Raw genomic sequence first — 17,490 nt, forward strand, 5'->3', positions numbered from 1 at the left:
AACGAGAGGCTGGCGCGTCCGACGGCGGTCGGACGCGCTAACTAATGATCGTGCTCAGGGTCGGGCACGGGGTGGAGATGGTGCTCACGAGCCTCAGTGTGCCACGGATGGGGGCCCGGGGGGCTCAGAGTCCAAACGGGCCGTCCGCCCACGGCGCCCAGCTGACGCCGTTGCCCGCCACGAGCGCGCCCAGCCCGCCGGCGAGCGCCAGCAGGAGGGCGCAGGTCAGCAGCCAGGGCACCGGACGCCGGCACAGCGGCACCACGAGTCGGGACACCGGCGAGCGGAACCGGCTGCTGCCCGGACCCGACCACAGCGCGACACCCAGGGTCGCCCCGCACGCCATCAGGGTGCTGGGGACCTCCAGCGCCAGCGCGTAGCCCAGCAGCCCGGCCGCCGCGCCGAGACCGGCACTCCAGGACACGAGCACCACCGTCCCGGTCACCGCGCGGACCAGGTGCCACGGGCTGGTCGAGACCCAGCGCAGGCCGTCGTACCACCTGGCGCCGCGCACGGTACGGCGGCTCGCGACCGCGGAGGTCGCCAGCGAGCCGGCCCGGAGCAGCCAGACGGCGAGCACGACGACCGCGCCCGCCATCCACGGGGCTGCGGCGAAGCCGGCGCCCAGGGCCACGGCACCCGCGCCCAACGCCGTCCAGCGCCGGACCCGCTCGCCGAGCGGCGCCTTCGGCGGCGGCGCCCATGCCGGGTCCGCGCCCCAGGCCTGGTCGAACTCCTCCTCCATCCGCGCCAGCGCGGCGTCCGGCGCGGCACTCGGCGGCGGGCTGGGCGGCGGGCTCGGGGGCACAGGCGCGGTCGGACCCGCGGTCGTCGGCGGAACGGGCGCGGGCGGCTCGAGCGCCGTGGGCAGCACCTGGGTGCCCGGGGCGGGCTCCGGCACCGTCGGCGGCGTGGCCGGCCCGGCCGGGGCAGGCGCACCGCCCTGCGCCGCCAGGGCCAGCGGGAGCGTGAAGTCGTCGGCCGCCGAGACCGGCGCGGGGAACAGCGCCCCCGGCGGCGGCACCGGCGCGAGCTCGGGGCGCGTGCTCTGCGGGCGCAGCCAGGCCAGCAGCTCCTCGAGGAGGGGGCGCTCCAGGGGCTCCGGGTCGAGCGCCGCGGCCAGGACCTCCGCCAGCGGGCTCTCGATGCCGGCGAGGTCGTGCTGGCCGCGGCGGGTGCGGTCCATCACCGCCATCGCCGGCCCGCGTCCGTACGGCGGCCGGCCGCTGGCGGCGTACGCGACGGTCGCCGCCCACGCATGCACGTCGGCGGCGGGGGTCGCGTCGTCGCCGTACAGGATCTCCGGGGCCAGGTAGCCCGGCGTGCCGAGCAGCCAGCCGGTCTGGGTGAGCCGGATGTCGTCGGCGACGCGGGCGAGGCCGAAGTCGATGAGGATGGGCGTGCGGCCCTCCATGAGGACGTTGCCGGGCTTCACGTCGCGGTGCAGGACGCCCGCGCCGTGCACCGCGGCGAGGCCCTCGGCGAGGCAGCCGGCCAGCCACAGCAGGTCCCGCCCGCTCACCGGGCCTTCGGTGGCGACGTGCTCGTGCAGCGAGAAGCCAGGGACGTAGCGGGTGACCACGTAGGGCACCTCGGCCCACGGGTCGGCGTCGAGCATCTCCGCGACCCACGGGCTGCGCACCCGGGTCAGCGAGCCGACCTCGCGCGCCAGCCGGCTGCGGGCCTCTTGGTCCCCGACCACCTGCGGGCGCAGCACCTTCAGCGCGACCCGCTGCCGGTCCGGGCCCTGGGCGAGGTGCACGATGCCCATCCCGCCCTCGCCGAGCTTGGTCAGCAGCGTGTAGCGCCCCACGCGCGTGGGGGCGCTGCTGCTGTCCGGGCGGATCGTCACGAAGCGAGGCTACCCGCGCGCGTCGAGCTCGGCGATGAGGCGCCTCGGTGCGGCTCGCCGGTACGACGCGCCCGCCTCAGTCGATGCGGCGCATCCACCCGAAGGTGTCCTCGGCGCGACCCAGCTGGACCCCGACCAGGGCCTCGCGGATGCGCATGGTCAGATCCTGGCTCGCCGGCGCCGGGGTCTCGCCGCCGGCGTACTTCAGCGAGCCGACGGGGGTGACGACCGCGGCGGTGCCGCAGGCGAAGATCTCGGTGATGCGGCCGCTGGCGACGCCCTCGCGCCACTCGTCGATGCCGAACTTCCGCTCGGTGACCTGGTGGCCCATCTTCCCCGCGAGCTCGATGATCGAGGACCGGGTGATCCCCTCGAGGATGGTGCCGGTCTCCGGGGTGACGATGGAGCCGTCGTCGAAGACGAAGTACATGTTCATCCCGCCGAGCTCCTCGACGTACCTGCCCTCCTGGGCGTCGAGGAAGACCACCTGGTCGCAGCCCTGGGCATAGGCCTCCTGCTGCGCGACCAGCGACGAGGCGTAGTTGCCGCCGGTCTTGGCCGCGCCCATCCCGCCGCGACCGGCGCGGGTGTACTCCTCGGTCAGCCACAGGGTGACCGGCTTGACGCCGCCCTTGAAGTAGGCGCCGGCCGGGCTGGCGATCACCATGAAGGTGACGTGCTGGGCCGGGCGCACACCGAGGAACTTCTCGGAGGCGAACATGAACGGCCGCAGGTAGAGGCTCTTCTCGCCGCCGTCGGGGTTGCCCGGGACGAAGCGCGCGTCGACCTTCACCAGCTCCTCGACGGCCTGGATGAAGTCGGGCACCTCGAGCACGGGAAGCGCGAGCCGGTGGCTGGAGCGCTTCATCCGCTCGGCGTTGGCCTCGGGCCGGAACAGCCACAGCGAGTCGTCGTCGTGGCGGTAGGCCTTCATCCCCTCGAAGGTCTCCTGCGCGTAGTGCAGCACCGCCGCGGCCGGGTCGAGCGTGACGGGTCCGTACGGCGTGATGCGGGCGTCGTACCAGCCTCGCTCCGGTGTCCACTCGACGGTGAACATGTGGTCGGAGAAGTTCACCCCGAAGCCCGGGTTGGCCAGGATCTCGGCCAGTCGGGCGTCGTCGGTGGGGTTCGCAGAGAGCGTGGTGGTGATCTGCATGGTCATCAGGTTAGTCCTCGTTAACGCGGGTCGGGAGTGGGCCGTGTGCCCGCGTCCGGGGCGAGGCGCCCCGGCGCGGACTCAGCCGGCTACTCGTGCCGCGATGGCGTCGCCCACCTCCGGCGTACGGCGCTGCTGGCCGGGGGTGCGCGCCTCGAGGTCGGCGAGCACCGCCGCCTCGATCCGGGCGGCGGCCTCGGGGTGGCCGAGGTGGTCCAGGAGCAGCGCTCCGGACAGGATGGCCGCGGTCGGGTCGGCGACGAGCTGACCGGCGATGTCGGGCGCCGAGCCGTGCACGGGCTCGAACATCGAGGGCGCGGTCCGGTCGGGGTTGACGTTGCCGGAGGCCGCCAGGCCGATGCCGCCGCTGATGGCCGCGGCCAGGTCGGTCACGATGTCGCCGAAGAGGTTGTCGGTGACGATGACGTCGAAGCGCTGCGGGTCCGTGGTCAGGTAGATCATCACCGCGTCGATGTGGCTGTAGTCCGTCGTGACGTCGGGATACTCCGCGGCCACCTGCTGGAAGAGCCGCCACCACACCTGGCCGGCGTGCACGAGCACGTTGGTCTTGTGGACGAGGGTGAGCTTCTTGCGCGGGCGCCTGCGGGCGCGCTCGAAGGCGTCGCGGATGACCCGCTCCACGCCGTACGCGGTGTTCACCGAGACCTCGGTCGCAACCTCGGCCGGGGTGCCGACGCGCAGCGCGCCGCCGTTGCCGGTGTAGGGGCCCTCGGTGCCCTCGCGGACGACGACGAAGTCGACCTCGCCCTTGCTCAGCACCTCGTCGGACAGCGGCGACACCGAGCCCGGGTAGATGCGCGAGGGGCGCAGGTTGACGTAGTGGTCGAGCTCGAAGCGGAGCTTGAGCAGCAGGCCGCGCTCGAGGATGCCCGGGGGCAGGTTCGGGTCGTTGGGCTTCCCGCCGACGGCGCCGAGCAGCAGCGCGTCCTGGCCGCGGATCTCCTCCAGCACGCTGTCGGGCAGCACCTCGCCCGTGCGCAGGTAGCGCTCGGCGCCGAGGTCGTAGCTGGTCTGCGCGAACTTCAGGTCCGCCGGCGCCGCGACCTCGAGCACCTTGAGGGCCTCGGCGGTCACCTCGGGGCCGATGCCGTCGCCGGGGATGACGCCCAGGGCGACCTGTCCGGTGGTGACGGAGGCGGCGGGGGCAGAGGAGTCGGTCATGGGACGAAAACCTAGTTGTCGTCCGGGAGCGCCTCGTCACCGTCTCGCAGGTCAGTCGCGGTGACGGCCGGGTCGAAGTGGGCCACGTGGAAGGGGTGCTCGGGATCGTGCTTGGCCGGTCCCCACTCCCGTGAGTCGCGGTACTGGGCGCCGGGGCGGGTGGAGGTGGTGAACATCGCTGTTTCTCTCATGAGCTGGAGGACGGGTGCCGGACGGGTGCTGCTGTCGGTCCTGTGCTCTCCCACCGCGGCGGGTGGGCGTCAGCTCGTGGGTCTCACGGGTGCTCGACTGCGACGGGGGTGCGGATCGCGCTGTGCCGGCCGGTGGGCCCGCCGCGGTGCGGATCGGAGATGCGCCAGGACTTCGGTTGGATCGAGAAGCCCGACGCGGTATCGGGGAACGCCGCAGTCACCGCGGCGAGGTGGCCTCTCTCAGGCCTCGCCGCGGCGCACGATTACGAGAAGAGCGCTCCGCATGATGGGAGGACTCTACGACAGCGGGCCGGCCGGTGTCCCGGTTTCGTCCACGATGCGGGCGCGACGGCGGGCGATCCACGATCCGAGATCTCGGTCCCGGTCCTTGGTCGCAGGGGTGAGACTCGAGTCATGAGCGCGCCTCCCGAGCTGCCCGACGTGGTCCACCGCGCTTTCGACGTGTCCCGGCGCGCCGGCTACGTGTCCTTCTGCCGCAACGAGACGGGACGCCTCCTGGCCGCCCTGGCCGCGACGCGGGAGGGAACGATGGCTGAGTTCGGCACCGGGTGCGGGGTGGGCACGGCGTGGCTGCGCTCCGGCGTCCGCAACGACAAGGCGCGGATCCTCACCGCGGAGCTCAACCCCAAGCTCGCCGCGGCCGCGACCGAGATCTTCGACGACGACCCGCTGGTCGACGTCCTCGCCGCCGACTGGTCCACGCTGATGGACAAGGGGCCGTTCGCACTGCTGTTCCTCGACTCCGGCGACCCCGCGGCGGTCGGGGTGGACAAGATCGCCGACCTCGTCGAGCCGGGCGGGATCGTCGTCCTCGACGACTTCGTGCCCTGCGAGATGTGGCCGCCGATCACCGGCGGCCGGGTCGACACCCTGCGCGAGGAGTGGCTGACCGACGAGCGGTTCACCACCGTCGAGGTGATGGTGGCGCCGGATGCGTCGGCGCTGATCGCCACGCGCCGCTGAGACAGCCCGCTCAGCCGTCCCCCCGCGCGGCCCGCTCGTCGTTGGCCACGTTGCGCGCGCTCGTCGACCGGCCGAGCGCGCGGACCTGGGCGTCCATCCGCGGCAGCAGGTCGGGCACCATCTTGAGGATGGGCCGGTTGCCGGCGGCGGAGTTGATGACATTGCGGTTCAGCCCGGCGCCGCGGACCCAGCCCGGGCAGTAGACGTGCCGCGAGCGCTTGTCCACACCCCTGACGAACGCCTTGACGCACGCCTCGACGCCGGTGGTCCGGTTGAGCGGCGGCGGGAGCTTGCTCAGCATCTCCCGGAACGCCGGAAGGTCGCTCTTCGCGTCCTGCACGAGCGGGGTGTCGATCCACGACATGTGGGCGGACCCGACGGCGATGCCCAGGTGGGCGACCTCGAGCCGCAGCGCGTTCGCGAAGTGCTCGACACCGGCCTTGCTGGCGTTGTACGCCGCGAGGCCGGGCGCCGCGGCGAAGGCGGCCAGCGAGGACACCACGAGTAGATAGCCCTTGCTCTGCTCGAGGGCCGGGATGGACGCCCGGGCGGTGTTGAAGACGCCGACGACGTTGATGTCGATCGTGCGCTGGAAGGCGGCCGGGTCGATGGCCAGCACCGAGCCGTAGCTGGCGATGCCGGCGTTGGCCAGCACCGTGTCGAGGCGCCCGAAGCGCTCCAGCGTCGTGGCCACCGCCGCCTCCATCGCCGCGAGGTCGCACACGTCGGCGACGATGCCCTCGCAGCGGTCGGTCCCGATCGCGGCCACGGCCTCCTCCAGGGCGGGGCTGTCGAGATCGGTCAGGACCACCCGGGCGCCGCGGGCGGCGAGCGCCTTGGCCGTCTCGAGCCCGATCCCGCGGGCGCCGCCGGTGATGAGGATGACCTGGTCCTTGATCGCCATGGACGCATGCTCGCAGACGACGGCCGCTCGGGAGGGGGACGTCCGCGTCAGACCTCGCCGGGTTGGGCCCGCCGGATCACGATCCGGGTCCACGCGCCGAGATAGACCCGTGCGTCCGGCGCGATCTCCCGCTTCTCCCCCGTCGGGACGGGGTCCTTGGGCAGCGGACCTGTCGCGGAGCCGAGATAGGTGCCGTTCGAGGACCCCAGGTCCTCGACCCACCAGCGGGTGCCGTCGGTCGTGAGCTGGCAGTGACGGCGGCTGATCCCGTTGTCGGAGCCGAGGTCGATGTCGGGATGGATGCCTCGGCTGCGGGAGGTGCGACCGACCAGGACCGACGTCGTCCGCAACGGTACGACGGTCGGCACGCCCGCCGACGGGAGCGGGTCGGTCGACTCCTGGTCGGCGTACCAGTCGGGGTCGATCCAGACCTCGGCCACCCAGGCGTCCGCGAGCGGCGGTGCGATCGACGCCGCCGCGCTGCCCGCGTCCGCCGTTCCGGGCTCGTCGGTCGCCGACGGCGTGGCCGACGGCGCGCCGGGGGCAGCGAGGTCCAGGACCGACGGCGTGATCGGGCGCGGCATCGACCCGGTCGTGAAGTCGTAGCCGCAGGCCTCGCAGAACAGCGCGTTCGGGGGGTTGGCCGCCTGGCAGTTCGGGCACTCCGCCGTCGACTGCGCCGTCGACTGCGCGGTCGTCTGCTCCGGGGCGGGAGCCGGCGGCGGCGCCGGCTCCGCGTCGGGCGGGGCCGCCGCGCCGCCGGCCGGGATCGGGAGCCCGCAGACGTCGCAGTAGTCGTCCGAGGACGACTCGTGCCCGGACGGGCAGGTGCTCATGACGTGGGCTCCTTGCGGATCCTGGTCGTCTTGGTCGAGGCGGTGTCGAGGGCCATCTCGTCGGCCTTGTCGACGGCCCGCTTGAGCCGGACGGTGCCGGTCTCCTCGTTGTCGACGTCGACGACCTTGCGCAGCTTGGAGGTCGCCTCGTCGTTGCCGGTCTCGGCGGCGAGCTGCACGGCGCGGCCCAGCTTGGTCGTGGCGGTGGCCTCATCACCCGCGGCCTTGGCCGCCAGGCCCTCCTGGATGGCCTGGGCGAGCTCGGCCTGGCCGGTGTAGTGGGCGACCTGCTGGTCGATGCGGGTGGTCAGCTCGGAGTTGTTCGACCACGTCGCCTTCACCAGGCCCTGGGCGACCACGTCGCTGCCGAGGGCGAGCTGCACGCGCGCGGCGAGCTGCTCCTGGCCGATCGCCTTCGCCGGGACCCGGACCGCGACGTGGTAGTCGCGCGACTCGTCCGACCAGGCTCCGGTCGGGTAGTCGCCGGTGAGCGGGTTGACCGGCGTACGCCGGTGGGTGAGGTCCTCGACCGTCGGCGAGACCTGGCGCACGAAGAGGACCTCGGCACCCTGGGGCGTCCACACCCGCAGCGAGGCGTCCGCGACGCCGCGCGCCATGGCGTTGCGCATGATCTCCTGGAACTGGGCCTTCATCTGCGCCGGGCTGGGGATGATGTCCACCGTGCCGAGCAGGGCCTGCGCGATCCGGCGGATCTCGGCGACCTGCCAGTCGGTGCCGGCGCCGCGGCAGTCCGCCTGGAAGTAGCCCGTCGCCCGGTTGATCGCCTCGTCGAGCCGGCCGGGACGCTCCCGGTTCTCGCCGTCGGTCAGCAGCAGCACGTGGCGCTGCGTCACCTCGGGGACCGACGCGAACAGCTGCCCGGCGAGGTCGAGCCAGGTGCTGATCGCCGTGCCCCCACTGCCCACGAACCGGTCGATCGCCGCCGACGCCTCCTGACGGGCGCGGGCGTCCATCGGGACCATGCCCGGGCCGCTGGACACCGGCGGGTAGGCGAGCATCGCCCGGTCGGCGCCGGCGATCACCGCGAAGTAGGTGCCGTCGACGATCTCCGCGAGCGCGGCCTGGGCGCCCTCCTTGGCCGCCGCCATGGTGGCCGGACCCATCGAGCCGGAGGTGTCGACGATGATGATCTCGCCCGCGCTGCCCGCCCCGGACCGGCCGGCCGTGCCGGCCCCCTTGCAGGTGATGGTGACGATCGCGTTGACGTCGGTCCCGCCGTCGGGCAGGAACTCGTTCTGGTAGACGGCGGCGCTGAACTCAGCCATCGCTCGGCTCTCCTCCTGGGGTGCCCGCCGGTGCGGGGGTCGGGATCTGGTCATTGTGCCCGAGCCCGGCGAGCTCGACCCGGGCCAGGGCGGCGGTGATGTTGTCGTGCCCGCCGGCGGCGTTCGCGAACGCGACGAGCGCCAGGGCCAGGTCCGCCGGGTCGTCGGTGGCGGCGGCCCGCACCTGCGCCGCCAGGGCCTCGGGCTCGGAGGCGTAGTTCCACAGGCCGTCGGAGCAGACCAGCAGCCAGCCGCTCTCGGTCACCTCCACGGCGCCCACCGTCGGGGTGGGGTCCTCGGAGTCGCGGCCCAGCCACTTGGTGATCGCGTGCGCCTGCGGGCCGGTCTCCGCGACCTCGCGCGCGACGCCCGCGGTGATCTGGGCCTGGGCGACCGAGTCGTCCACGGAGAGCTGGACCGGCGTCCCCGTGTCGGGCAGCCAGTAGGAGCGCGAGTCCCCGATGTTGGCCCAGGCGATCCGCCGGCCCTCCAGGACGGCGGCGGAGAAGGTGGCGGACGCGGGGTTGGTCGAGTCCGGGTCGGTCACCGCGATGATCGCGGTGTTGGCGGCGGCCGCGGCGTCGGTGAACACCTTGCGGACGGCGGCGTCGCGGCTCTCCGGCGTCCCCATCCCCGACGGCAGCGGCATCCGCAGCACCTCGCGCGCCGCCCGGGCCCCGGCGAGCGAGGCGACGTCGGAGTCGACGGAGTTGGACACCCCGTCCATCACGATGAGCACCGCGCGCGAGCCGGGCTCCGGGCTGGCGAGCAGCGCCATCGCGTCCTCGTTGCGGCTCTTGCCGATGGCCTTGTCGCACACCCCCGCCACCCAGGACGCCGGCTGCTCACGGAAGTGGTCGCGCTCGCTGGGCGCCTTGGTGCCGCACTCCAGGCAGTAGAGGTCGGGGCCGACCTCTCCTCCGCACTCGACGCAGGGACGTCGGGTGGCCGGGGCCGGCGGGTCCGGCAGGGAGCCGGAGGGCTTGCGGGTGGGCGCGCTGATCGGCGCGTCGCCGAGCGGGTCGCCGGTGGACGCCGCCGGAGCCGCCGGAGCCTCGTGGGGACCCGCCGCCGCACCGACCTGTGCGCCGCAGTTCTCGCAGAAGCGGGCACCCGGGGCGAGCGCGGCTCCGCAGGACGAACAGGTCACGTGAGGCTCCAGTTCCGGACGGCGTTGGCCTGGTTGACCAGGCTCACCCGCTCCTTGAGGTCGACGGCGTCGCGGGCGAGCATCCGCAGGGCGTTCTCGAGACCGTCGCGCACGCCCGCCTCGGTCGCCTCGACGGCTCCGATCCGGGCCCCGGCGGGGACGCCGCCGTTGCTGACGACCGGCAGTGCCTCGTTGAGGATCCGGACCGTGAACCGCTGGCGGGTCTGCTGGTCCACGCTGGAGGCCTCGATGGTCCGCATGGCCTGGTCCAGCACCGCGATGTCCTGTACGCCTCCGGAGAGGAGCACCTCGGCGCGCTGCTGCCGGCTCTCGGTGTAGCCCCGGCTCGTCGTGGGGACGAGGTCCAGGGCCGCGACGGCGCCGGCCGCATCTCCGCGCGCCGCGCGCACCCGCGCCATGCCGAAGGCCGCGGGCGGGACGTACGCCGCGTCGGTCGAGGCGCAGACGAGATAGAGCCCCTCGGCCACCTCGGGCAGGCCGCCGCGCTCGCACGCGAACGCCAGGGCCAGCTTCGGCGCGAGCTCGCCGGGCACCTGCTGGTAGACGGCGTTGAACGACGCCTTGGCGGTCTCCCAGTCCCCCGCCTGCACCGCGGCGAGCCCCTCGATCCACAGCGCCCGCCACTCCCACGGGTCGTCGGTGAGCAGCCGCTGGGCGTGGCTGCGCGCCAGGACCGGCTCACCGAGGTCGAGCGCGGCGCGGGCACGGGCGAGCCACACCTCGGCGGTGTCCTCGGGCGCGGACTCCAGGTCCTTGAGCCGCTGGGCGGGGTCCTCGTCGGCGATCGTGCTCAGCCAGCCGTACTGCGCATCCGTGGTGTCGGTCCGCAGGTCGGGCAGCTGGCTCCACTCGGTGATCGGGCGCGCCGTGGCAGGCGACTCGAAGAGGACCGAGGCAGCCGACGTCGTCGCGGTCCCCTGACGCTTGCGAGCCACGACCTCGCGCAGCACCCCGAGCACCTGGGTGCGCATCTCGTCCACCGAGGCGAACCGGTCCGCCGGGTCCGGTGCGCAGCACTTGGCGATGAGCTGGTAGAGCGAGTCGAACTCCTGGAACAGCGGGGTCGCGTCGACCGGCGGCAGGCTGTGCAGGTAGGTGCCCTGGTAGCCCCGGAACTCCATGCACAGCACGACCAGCGTGCGCCCGATCGTGTAGATGTCGGAGGCGACCGACGGCCCGACCTCGGCGACCTCGGGCGCCTGGTAGCCGACCGTGCCGTAGATCGCCGACTCCTCGTCGTCGATGCGGCGCACGCCGCCGAGGTCGATGAGCTTCATCGCGTCGCCGACCTGGATCATGTTGTCCGGCTTGAAGTCGCAGTAGACCAGCCCGAGGTCGTGCAGGTACTGGAACGCGGGCAGCAGCTCGAGGATGTAGGCCAGCGCCTGGTCGACGGGCAGCGGGTCGTACACCCCGTTGTTCGCCGCCATCCGCTGCTTGAGGATCTGCTTGAGCGACTTCCCGCCGACGTACTCCATGACGATGTAGCCGGCGCCCTCGTGCGTCACGAAGTTGTAGATCTCGACGATCAGCGGGTGCTCGACCTGCGCCAGGAACTGCTGCTCGGCGATCGCGGCGGCGAGCGCGTCGGGATCGCCGGAGTTGAGCAGGCCCTTGAGCACGACCCAGCGGTTCGAGACGTTGCGGTCGCGCGCCAGGTAGATCCAGCCGAGGCCGCCGTGGGCGAGCGCGCCGGCGACCTCGTACTGGCCCGCCACGAGGTCGCCCTGCTGGAGCTTCGGCGTGAAGGAGAACTGCTGGCCGCAGTTCGGGCAGAAGCCCTCGCTGCGTCCCGGCTGGCCGTCGATGCTGCGGCCGACGGCGTTGCCGCACTTGGAGCAGGTGCGCTTGTCCTCGGGCACCTGCGGGTTCGCCATGATCGCCTTCGCGGCGTCCACCGGCGGGGCGGGCGGCACGACGGTCAGCCCCGCTCCGATGCGCGCGCTGCGCATCCGCTGCGACCCCGTGCGGGTTCGTCGGGTGGACGAGGTCCCGCTCGCACCGGCCCGCTTGGACCCGATAGCCGCGGACTGCACGCGGCTGGCCGCCGTCGCCGAGGTGCCCTCCCGGCCCGACAGGGGCTGGGACTCGGCGATCGCGGCGGCCTCGGCGACGCGCGCGCCCGGCACGGCCGGCGTACCGCACACGTCGCAGTAGCCGTCGAGGATCGTGCCCGTGCAGCCGGGCTGCTGGCAGGTCGAGGCGGCGACGCTGGCGGGGTTGCCCGAGGCGACGGCCGCTGCGATGGGAGCCTTGACGGTGGCGGTGTCCCCGACGGGCGAGTGGACCGCGGCGGGCGCATCGCCGGGCATCCCGCACACATCGCAGTAGCCGTCGAGGATGCTGCCGGTGCAGCCGGGCTGGGTGCAGGCACCTTGGCTCATGGGCTCGTCTCCTTCGTCAGCCAGGTCTGGTACGTCGTGACGAGCTGCCGCGCGACCGCCATCGGCGTCGGGCGGCGCTCGAGGAGGCCGCGCGCGGACTGCTCGCTCGCGACGAGGTCGGGGTGGTCGGCGACCCCGGCGGCCCGGGCCTTCGCGACATAGGCGTCCAGCAGCGCGACCAGCTGCGTGTGCTCGTCCAGCGCCGCTGCGTAGGCGTGCTGGGCGACCTCGAGGGCCTGGGAGACCCGGCCCAGCCGCTCGCGATAGGGCCCGATCGCGTCGGGAGTGACCGGGACGGGGCCGAGCGCCTCGACGTCGGGCACGGCGTAGCGCGGCGCGGGCTCGACCGTCGCCACGCAGGTCTGCGCCAGCTTCTGCAGGGCAGTCGCGCGCTCGGCCAGGTCGGCGCGGAGCTCGCGCGCGGAGATCACCTGGTCCCGGGCGTCGCGGCGCCGGGCGTTGCCGACGATGAGATCGCGCTCGAAGGTCGTCGCCTCGGCGACGAGCGGCCCGAGCATGCCGCCGACGTCGCCCCCGCGCTCGGCCTTCGCGGTGATGGCCTCCAGGCGCGACATCAGGTCGGCGAGCCGGTGCACGGCGTCGTCGCGGGTCAAGGCGGGCTCGAGGCCGACCTGGTCGCGGATCCGCTCGAGCTGTGCCCGCAGCTCGCGGATCTGCGCGGCCTGCGCGTCCGCGCCCGGCACCAGCGCCAGCCGGTTGCGCAGCTGCCCGGTCAGCGCGTCGCAGAGCCGGCCGGCCTCGGGCAGCGATACCGCCAGTCCGCCCGGCAGCTCGGTGGCGCCGTCGAGGCGGCCCCAGATCAGCGCCGAGATCCGCTCGCGCTCCTGCTGCAGCACCCGCCCGCCGTCCCAGGTCGCGAAGACCAGCTGGTAGCGGTCGGAGATCGCCTTCCACAGCGCGAGGGCCAACGACATGTCGCCCGCGAGCTCGCCGCCGCGGCCGACCGCGAGCGCGGCCTGGTCGAGCTCGTCGAGCTCGGAGCGGCGGACCCGGAGCCAGGTGTCGAGCTCGCCCAGGTAGGCCTGGATCGCGGCAGGGTCCAGCGCGTCCCCGAGCTTGCCGGGGGCGGTGGGCGCCGTGGTCGTCATGGTGGCGGGCACGCTCACCGGCCGTAGGAGGGAGCGGGGGGTGTGGCGTCGACCTTGAGCGTGGGCTTGAGCCACTCGTCGTAGATCGCGGTCCACCGCCCGTCGGACCGCATCTGGTCGAGCACGGAGTTGGCGAACCGGACAAGGGCGACGTCTCCCTTGTTGAAGGCAAGCCCGTAGGGCTCGTCGGTGAGCTTCTCCTGCTGGGGCACCGCGGTGTAGGGGTCCTGGGCGGCCAGCCCGGCGAGCACGGTGTCGTCACCGGTGATGGCGTCGACCTCGCTGTTTTGGAACTTGATCAGGCAGCCGGTGTGGTTGGCCGCCTCGACGGCGATCACGTCGGGCTCGATCTTCTTGATGTTGGCGACGCTGGTCGTGGCCGCGGGCGCGCAGACCCGCTTGCCGGCCAGGCTCGCCGGACCGGTGTAGTCCGCGGCGTCGTCGGTGCCCACCAGCACCTTCTGCGTGGCGTTGTAGTAGACGGAGGAGAAGGCGACCTGGGCCCAGCGATCGCAGTTCACCGTCATGTTCCGGGCGACCATGTCGATCTCCCCCGCGTCGAGCATCTCGATCCGCTGGGCCGCGGAGATCACGCGCAGGTCCAAGGTGACGCCGAGCGCCTTGGCGATCGCCTCGGCGAACTCGATGTCGAAGCCCTTGAGGGTGGCGTCGGTCGGGTCGGTGAAGCCCATCTTGTAGGTGTCGCCGGAGACGCCGACCACGAGCCGGTCCTTGTTGATGAGCTGCTTGACCGCGGCGCCCCTGTCGCTGCTCGGCGCGTAGGACTGGGTGGCGTTGTCGCACTCCACGGGTGTCGCGGCAGCCGGCGGTGCCGCCGACGCCTCCTCCTCCGGCTTCGGCAGCGGGGTGGCGTCGTAGCCGCACCCCGCCAGCATGGCCGCCGAGGCGACCAGCGTCGCGATCGTGAGTCGGACCCGCCTCATGAGAACTCCCTCCGTCGCTCGCCGATTCCTCGGGAGACCGCCACGGCGGCCGTGACTCCGAGGCCCAGCGTCAGCGCACTGACCACGAGCGCGAGCCAGCGCCCGCTGCGCAGCGCCTCGGTGGCGAGGGCACCGTTCTCCTCCACCGCCGCGCGGGTCGCCTCGTCGAAGGGCTCGAAGGCCTCTCCGCTCTGCTCGATGGCCATGTCGCGGGCCTCCCCCCACCTGCCCTGGTCGTCGAGCGCGACGATCTGGTCGTGCACGTCCTTGTAGGCGAGCCAGGACGTCTTGGCGCGGGTGCCGGACGACATGACGGCGTCCGCGGACTCCTTCCAGCGTTCCTCGTATGTCGCCCCCGAGCCCCGCTTGATCAGGCGCAGGCTCTCCTTGGCCTTGGCGTCGTTGCCGGCCGTGCGCGCGTCGGCCTCGGCGACCGCGGTGGCGAACTCGCCGTCGCGCAGGCTGTCGTTGGAGCTGTCTCGGATCCAGGCGCCGATCATCGTCACCAGCGTGACGGCGAGGACGATGACAGCAGCGATGGCGAGGCCCTTGTTGACGCGCCGCCGGAAGTGGCGCGCCAGCTCCCGGTTGAGCCAGACGAGAGCCACCAGCGTCGCGACGCCGAGCAGGAGCAGCCAGAAGGGGTGCTGCCCGGACATGGCGTCCTCCGCGCGCTGCTGGTTGGCGTCGACCAGCTCGTCGAGGATCGGCAGCGCCGTGGCGCGCAGCTCGACATCGGCGCCGCTGAGGTACTCGGCGCCGATCGGGTAGTTCTGCCTGTTGTTGTCCCGTGCCTGGGCGACGGCGGTGGCGTACTCGGTCACCTCGACGTTGAGTGCCGCGAGGGCCTTCCGGTCAGCGGGCTGCGCCTCGGCCGCGTCGGCGATGTCGGTCAACACGCCGTCGATCGCCTCGTCGTACTCCCGACGCTGCTCTGGCTCCTCCAGACCACCCTTGAGGAAGGCGTTGGTCGCCAGCGCGTCGGCACGCAGCAGCGAGGTCTTGATCTCCTGGGTCCGCACCAGCTGCTCGGTGTCGTCCGCCGCCCGCCCGTCGGCCTGCCAGCTGACGAACTGCACCAGCGCGCTGAGGATGCCGAAGAGGATGGTCACGCTCATGCCGATGAGCTGCCAACGGTTGAGCAGGGCGGGCGTGTCGACGAACGCCGGGTCGGCCTGGGCAGCGGCGCCCGGGGCCGGAGCGGCGTGCGCGGGGGCAGCGGCGGCGGTCGGGGGCGGCGGAGCGGCCTGTTGGGTGGCGGTCTGGCTCACGGCTGCTCCTCATCCTCGGCGGTCACCGGCGTGCGGGCGACCGTGGCGTCGTCACCGAAGGGGTCGACCGGCTGCTGCGGGGCTGCGTCGGCGGGCGGGGTGACCTCAGCCTCGCTGCCAGCCTCCTCGCCGGCGTCCCCGCCCTCGCCGGCGTCCCCGCCCTCGGCGGCGGGCTGCTCGTTGGGGTCGACGACCAGGTCGTCGGGCTCCAGGGTCCGCAGCTGCTCGACCGTCGGCTCGGCGACCTCCCGCAGCCGCCAGGCGTGGTGGCCGATCGCGGCCTCCATCAGATTGCGCACGAAGCGCGCGTTGCCGAAGGACGGGCCACGCTCGGTCGCGGCGAGGATCTCGCGCAGCCGGGTCAGCACGGGCTCGCCCGCGTCGTAGTCGGCGCCCTCGACCATCGAGGCGAAGATCGCCACCAGCTCGTCGTCGGTGTAGTCCGCGAAGTCGATGGTCGTGCGGAAGCGGCTCTCCAGGCCCGGGTTCTCGGAGATGAAGATCGCCATCGGAAGGGGATATCCGGCGACGATCACGACGAGGTCGTCGCGTTTGTCCTCCATCTCCTTGACGAGGGTGTCGATGGCCTCCTTGCCGTACTGGTCGCCGGAGAGCGAGTACGCCTCGTCGATGAACAGCACGCCGCCCTCGGCGGACTTCACCACCTCGGCGGTCTTCGCCGCGGTCTGGCCGAGATAGCCCGCGACCAGCTCGGAGCGGTCGACCTCGACCAGCTGCCCCTTCGTGAGCAGCCCGAGCGCGCGGTAGATGCCGGCGACCAGGCGGGCGACGGTGGTCTTGCCGGTCCCGGGGTTGCCGTTGAAGACGAGATGACGGGTGATGGTCGGGCTCTCCAGCCCGACCTTCTTGCGCAGGCCCTCGACGCGCAGTACCGCGGCCTGGCGGTGGATCTCACCCTTCACGTTGGCCAGCCCGATCAGGCCGTCGAGCTCGGCGAGCAGCTCCTCGACGGTCTTGGTCGGCTCGGACTCCCTCACCGGCTCCTCGGCGGGCGTCTCCGGCTCCGCCGCCTGCGTCTGCACGCCGTCGGCGCTCGGTGGCTGGGGCGCGAGCTCGGTCGGTCGTCGAGGTGCGAGCTCGGACGGTGGTTGAGGTGCGAGGTCGCCCCGCGACCGAGCCTCGAAACCGCCCGCCCGATCGAGCGCGCCCAGCTGGCGTCGTACCTGCTCCCCCACCCGGCGGACCTGGTCGAGCATCTGGTCGCCGAGGCCCGGGACCGGCTGTCGAGCGGGAAGGTCGAAGGCGCCCGGGGAGCCGGCCGACGGGGCGAGACCCGCCGATCCCCCGCCGAGCTGGGCCGTGGTGACGGTGGTGGCGGCGCCGATCGCGTCCGGACCCGGCTCGCCCAGCCGCGACCCGGCGAGGGCGACGTCGGCCAGCGCGCCGGCGTACTGCGCCGACGCCGCCGACCTCTCGAGCAGCAGCTGGGACATCAGCGGCGTCGGGCCCGCGCGGAAGCGGTTGCCGCGCTTCGCCGCCAGCATGTGCTCCTCCGCCGAGCGGGCTCGTCCGGTCTGCTCGCACCAGTCGACGAAGGCGCCCCGGGAGCGCTCGGAGACAGTGGCGGCCACCGCCTCGCCCTCGGCGCGGGCGGCAGACTCGTCGAGACCGGCCTCGCGGGCCGCGGCGACGAGGGCGTCGAGGGCGTCGGTGAGCTTCATGGTGTTCCCAGCGTGAGGTCGGGGCCGCCCGAGGAGGAGTGGCCGAACTTGGCGTCGAGGAAGCGGCTGTGCGCGATCAGCGCCTGCGCGTCCGCGCGGTTGGCGGCGTCGAGGATCTGGTCCATCGTCACGCCGAGCAGCTCGAGCGCCTCGATCAGCACCATGAGCGCGGTCTTCGGTCCGTCGATGGGCCGGGTGTCCGCCCAGTCGCGCGGCAGCCGCAGGTACGACTGCAGGGCCTCAGGGAGGTAGTCGGTCGCGGTCGCCACGACCGAGTAGCTCTCCTCGCTGCCGAGCCCCAGCTGGCTCAGCCGCGGCAGCGTCTGGTTGATGGTGCGCGAGATCCGCACGACCCGCGACACCACGACCGGCGGCGCGTTGCCCTCGGTCAGCATGGCGTTGACCTGGTTGAGGGCGGCACGGATGTCCTGCTCAGTCGGCGCCGGCGGCACGACGTACGCCGGCTCCTGGTCGGCGCCCGCCCGGTTCCTGCGCCACCACGACTTCAGCCCCACCCGGAATCTGCCCTGTCCCCTGC

15 protein-coding genes are annotated in these 17,490 nt (G+C 73.2%); 1 reads left to right on the forward strand and 14 read right to left on the reverse strand.

Features of this window, described 5'->3' with window-relative positions; genetic code table 11:
* Window positions 1-124 precede the first annotated feature (124 nt).
* The 4 genes from ACJ5H2_RS15000 to ACJ5H2_RS15015 all read right to left on the reverse strand — a co-directional run bounded on the left by ACJ5H2_RS15000 (window position 125) and on the right by ACJ5H2_RS15015 (window position 4,366).
* Window positions 125-1,852 carry a serine/threonine-protein kinase gene (locus ACJ5H2_RS15000; RefSeq protein WP_408896213.1) on the reverse strand — a complete coding sequence of 576 codons (1,728 nt, stop codon included), beginning with the start codon at window positions 1,850-1,852 and terminating at the stop codon, window positions 125-127.
* A 76-nt stretch (window positions 1,853-1,928) separates the two neighbouring features.
* Window positions 1,929-3,008, reverse strand: a complete 1,080-nt coding sequence (locus ACJ5H2_RS15005) for a branched-chain amino acid aminotransferase (RefSeq protein WP_408899640.1) — start codon at window positions 3,006-3,008, stop codon at window positions 1,929-1,931.
* Window positions 3,009-3,089: 81 nt separating this feature from the next.
* Window positions 3,090-4,190 carry a 3-isopropylmalate dehydrogenase gene (locus tag ACJ5H2_RS15010; protein ID WP_408896214.1) on the reverse strand — a complete coding sequence of 367 codons (1,101 nt, stop codon included), beginning with the start codon at window positions 4,188-4,190 and terminating at the stop codon, window positions 3,090-3,092.
* A gap of 11 nt (window positions 4,191-4,201) precedes the next feature.
* Window positions 4,202-4,366, reverse strand: a complete 165-nt coding sequence (locus ACJ5H2_RS15015) for a hypothetical protein (RefSeq protein WP_408896215.1) — start codon at window positions 4,364-4,366, stop codon at window positions 4,202-4,204.
* 429 nt (window positions 4,367-4,795) lie between these two features.
* On the opposite strand from ACJ5H2_RS15015, the gene ACJ5H2_RS15020 reads away from it, so the two are divergent.
* Entirely contained in the window at window positions 4,796-5,365 is a 570-nt protein-coding gene (locus ACJ5H2_RS15020) for an O-methyltransferase (protein ID WP_408896216.1), read from the forward strand.
* Between the two features lie 10 nt (window positions 5,366-5,375).
* On the opposite strand, the gene ACJ5H2_RS15025 is transcribed toward ACJ5H2_RS15020, so the two are convergent.
* From ACJ5H2_RS15025 to ACJ5H2_RS15070, 10 genes are read right to left on the reverse strand one after another with little or no spacing between them, the layout of a single operon-like run.
* On the reverse strand, window positions 5,376-6,269 hold the full coding sequence (locus tag ACJ5H2_RS15025) for an SDR family oxidoreductase (RefSeq protein WP_408896217.1): 894 nt from the start codon (window positions 6,267-6,269) through the stop codon (window positions 5,376-5,378).
* A 47-nt stretch (window positions 6,270-6,316) separates the two neighbouring features.
* Window positions 6,317-7,105 carry an FHA domain-containing protein gene (locus tag ACJ5H2_RS15030; RefSeq protein ID WP_408896218.1) on the reverse strand — a complete coding sequence of 263 codons (789 nt, stop codon included), beginning with the start codon at window positions 7,103-7,105 and terminating at the stop codon, window positions 6,317-6,319.
* Window positions 7,102-8,391, reverse strand: coding sequence for a VWA domain-containing protein (locus ACJ5H2_RS15035; RefSeq protein WP_408896219.1), 1,290 nt, complete (start codon window positions 8,389-8,391; stop codon window positions 7,102-7,104). Before ACJ5H2_RS15035 ends, ACJ5H2_RS15030 begins: the two co-directional genes overlap by 4 nt.
* Complete coding sequence (locus tag ACJ5H2_RS15040; RefSeq protein WP_408896220.1) at window positions 8,384-9,541, reverse strand: protein phosphatase 2C domain-containing protein; 1,158 nt, start codon at window positions 9,539-9,541, stop codon at window positions 8,384-8,386. Before ACJ5H2_RS15040 ends, ACJ5H2_RS15035 begins: the two co-directional genes overlap by 8 nt.
* Window positions 9,538-11,946 (reverse strand): tetratricopeptide repeat protein, encoded by a 2,409-nt coding sequence (locus tag ACJ5H2_RS15045; RefSeq protein WP_408896221.1) that lies wholly within the window; start codon window positions 11,944-11,946, stop codon window positions 9,538-9,540. The genes ACJ5H2_RS15040 and ACJ5H2_RS15045 overlap by 4 nt, the downstream gene beginning before the upstream one ends.
* Window positions 11,943-13,073 carry a hypothetical protein gene (locus ACJ5H2_RS15050; RefSeq protein WP_408896222.1) on the reverse strand — a complete coding sequence of 377 codons (1,131 nt, stop codon included), beginning with the start codon at window positions 13,071-13,073 and terminating at the stop codon, window positions 11,943-11,945. Before ACJ5H2_RS15050 ends, ACJ5H2_RS15045 begins: the two co-directional genes overlap by 4 nt.
* The gene (locus tag ACJ5H2_RS15055) at window positions 13,070-13,999 is read right to left on the reverse strand and encodes a glutamate ABC transporter substrate-binding protein (protein ID WP_408896223.1); all 930 of its coding nucleotides are present in this window, start codon (window positions 13,997-13,999) and stop codon (window positions 13,070-13,072) included. The genes ACJ5H2_RS15050 and ACJ5H2_RS15055 overlap by 4 nt, the downstream gene beginning before the upstream one ends.
* On the reverse strand, window positions 13,996-15,270 hold the full coding sequence (locus ACJ5H2_RS15060) for a hypothetical protein (RefSeq protein WP_408896224.1): 1,275 nt from the start codon (window positions 15,268-15,270) through the stop codon (window positions 13,996-13,998). The genes ACJ5H2_RS15055 and ACJ5H2_RS15060 overlap by 4 nt, the downstream gene beginning before the upstream one ends.
* Window positions 15,267-16,952: an AAA family ATPase gene (locus ACJ5H2_RS15065; RefSeq protein ID WP_408896225.1), complete on the reverse strand. Its 1,686-nt coding sequence runs from the start codon at window positions 16,950-16,952 to the stop codon at window positions 15,267-15,269. Before ACJ5H2_RS15065 ends, ACJ5H2_RS15060 begins: the two co-directional genes overlap by 4 nt.
* The gene (locus ACJ5H2_RS15070; protein WP_408896226.1) at window positions 16,949-17,467 is read right to left on the reverse strand and encodes a hypothetical protein; all 519 of its coding nucleotides are present in this window, start codon (window positions 17,465-17,467) and stop codon (window positions 16,949-16,951) included. The genes ACJ5H2_RS15065 and ACJ5H2_RS15070 overlap by 4 nt, the downstream gene beginning before the upstream one ends.
* Window positions 17,468-17,490 lie beyond the last annotated feature (23 nt).

The sequence above is a fragment of the Nocardioides pymetrozini genome, assembly GCF_046058985.1.
In the GTDB taxonomy this organism is placed as follows: domain Bacteria; phylum Actinomycetota; class Actinomycetes; order Propionibacteriales; family Nocardioidaceae; genus Nocardioides.

Coding starts and splice junctions, on each gene's coding strand:
- ACJ5H2_RS15005 (WP_408899640.1), bottom strand. CDS start 3,008: ATGCAGATCACCACCACGCTCTCTGCGAACCCCACCGACGACGCCCGA.
- ACJ5H2_RS15010 (WP_408896214.1), bottom strand. CDS start 4,190: ATGACCGACTCCTCTGCCCCCGCCGCCTCCGTCACCACCGGACAGGTC.
- ACJ5H2_RS15015 (WP_408896215.1), bottom strand. CDS start 4,366: ATGTTCACCACCTCCACCCGCCCCGGCGCCCAGTACCGCGACTCACGG.
- ACJ5H2_RS15020 (WP_408896216.1), top strand. CDS start 4,796: ATGAGCGCGCCTCCCGAGCTGCCCGACGTGGTCCACCGCGCTTTCGAC.
- ACJ5H2_RS15025 (WP_408896217.1), bottom strand. CDS start 6,269: ATGGCGATCAAGGACCAGGTCATCCTCATCACCGGCGGCGCCCGCGGG.
- ACJ5H2_RS15030 (WP_408896218.1), bottom strand. CDS start 7,105: ATGAGCACCTGCCCGTCCGGGCACGAGTCGTCCTCGGACGACTACTGC.
- ACJ5H2_RS15035 (WP_408896219.1), bottom strand. CDS start 8,391: ATGGCTGAGTTCAGCGCCGCCGTCTACCAGAACGAGTTCCTGCCCGAC.
- ACJ5H2_RS15045 (WP_408896221.1), bottom strand. CDS start 11,946: ATGAGCCAAGGTGCCTGCACCCAGCCCGGCTGCACCGGCAGCATCCTC.
- ACJ5H2_RS15055 (WP_408896223.1), bottom strand. CDS start 13,999: ATGAGGCGGGTCCGACTCACGATCGCGACGCTGGTCGCCTCGGCGGCC.
- ACJ5H2_RS15065 (WP_408896225.1), bottom strand. CDS start 16,952: ATGAAGCTCACCGACGCCCTCGACGCCCTCGTCGCCGCGGCCCGCGAG.